Source organism: Streptomyces sp. NPDC107562, assembly GCF_055657325.1.
The window spans coordinates 1-1,925 of sequence record NZ_JBVKBE010000040.1 but is presented as its reverse complement, the minus strand read 5'-3'; the positions used below and the strand labels follow the sequence as shown (position 1 = coordinate 1,925).

The following is a 1,925-nucleotide window of genomic DNA, read 5'->3' as shown; positions in this document are numbered from 1 at the left end:
GTGGCGTTGTTCCGGCTGGTGGAGTCGTTCGGGGTGCGCCCGGACTTCGTGGCGGGCCACTCGGTCGGCGAGATCGCCGCCGCCCACGTAGCGGGAGTGCTTTCCCTTGAGGACGCGGCGACGCTGGTTGCGGCTCGTGGCCGGTTGATGGACGCGCTGCCTGAGGGCGGGGTGATGGTGGCGGTCCAGGCCGCCGAGGCGGATGTGCGTGAACTCCTGGAGGGTGTGGAGGGTGCGGGCGTCGCGGCGGTGAACGGGCCGCGCGCCGTGGTCCTGTCCGGTGACAGGGCGGCGGTGATGCCGGTGGTCGAGACGCTGCGGGAGCGCGGCATCAAGACCAGGCAACTGGATGTCAGTCATGCCTTCCACTCCCCGTTGATGGAGCCGATGCTCGCGGATTTCGCTGCGGTGGTGGAGGGGCTGTCGTTCGAGGCTCCGCGGATTGCGGTGGTGTCGAATGTGACGGGGGCGGTGGCGTCGGCGCGGGAGTTGTGTGTGCCGGAGTACTGGGTGCGCCATGTGCGGGAGGCGGTGCGCTTCGGGTCCGGTGTGGAGGCGCTTGTCGGGGCGGGTGTGTCGTCGTTCGTGGAGCTGGGTCCGGACGGTGTGCTGAGCGGGATGGCCCGTGAGGTGCTGCCGGAGGACGCGGACGTGGCGTGTGTGCCGGTGATGCGGCGGGACCGTGACGAGGTGCGGGAGTTCCTGACCGGCCTGGCCCGGCTCTCCGTCCGTGGTATCGGCGTGAGTTGGGAGCCGTTGACTGCGGGTGGACGTCTGGTGGAGCTGCCCACGTATGCCTTCCAGCGTGAGCGGTACTGGCTTGAGGTTCCCTCGGCTGTCGGTGATGTGGCTACTGCGGGCCTGGCACCTGCGGGGCACCCGCTGCTCGGCGCGATCATGCGGCGGGCGGATGTCGACGGCGTGGTGTTCACTGGACGTTGGTCGCTGCGGACGCACCCGTGGCTCGGTGAGCACCGGGTGGGGTCTTCGGTGGTGTTCCCGGGCACCGGCTTCGTCGAGTTGCTGGTGCGGGCAGGGGACGAGGTCGGCTGCGGGCGTATCGAGGAACTGACCCAGGAGACTCCCCTCGTCGTGCCCGAACACGGTGCTCTCCGACTCCAGGTCGTGGTGGGAGCTCCGGCGGAGTCCGGTCTTCGAGGTGTCGCCGTGTACTCGCGGTGGGAGGACGCGGACGAGGATGTGCCGTGGACGCGGCACGCCAGTGGTCTGCTGAGTCCCTCGCCGGCGTCGGCCGGGTTCGAGCTCGCGCAGTGGCCGCCCGCCGGAGCGGAGGCACTCGACGTCGACAACCTCTACCAGCGCCTTGCGGATGCCGGCCTCGTCTACGGCGAGCGCTTCCAGGGGCTCAAGGCCGGATGGATCAAGGGCGAGGACATCTACGCCGAGATTCGGCTGCCCGAGCACGCCGTTGCCGAGGCGGAGCAGTATGCCCTGCACCCGGCCGTGCTGGACGCCGCCCTCCAAGCGAGCGGCCTCAATGACTCCCCCGAGATGCAGGCGACGGCGTACGTCCCGTTTTCGTGGTCGGGGGTGTCGTTGTTCGCGGTGGGTGCGTCGGTGTTGCGGGTGTGTGTGCGGCATGTGGCGCGGGATCGGGTGTCGTTGTGGGTTGCTGATGGTGTGGGTGTGCCGGTGGCGGTGGTGGAGTCGCTGGTGTTGCGGGCGATTTCGTCGGGTCAGGTGGCTGCTGCTGGTGGTGGGCCGGTGGTGGCGGGTGGTGGGTTGTTCGAGGTGGTGTGGTCGCCTGTTGCGGCTGCTGGGAGCACTGCGGTTGGTGGGGCCGGGGCTGGTGATGGTGCTTCGGGTGTGGTGGTGGATGTGGGTGTGGGGGGTTCTGTGCGTTCGGTGGTGGGCCGGGTGCTGGAGGAGCTTCAGGAGTGTGTGGGGGGTGCTGGTTCTCGTGT

The 1,925-nt window shown here is 69.5% G+C and carries 1 protein-coding gene; it reads left to right on the top strand.

Translation table 11 applies throughout. The annotated features are described in order from the left end of the window. Positions 1 to 1,925: acyltransferase domain-containing protein (locus ACZ7LV_RS38950; RefSeq protein WP_471946091.1), on the top strand; the 1,925-nt coding region annotated here is incomplete at both ends.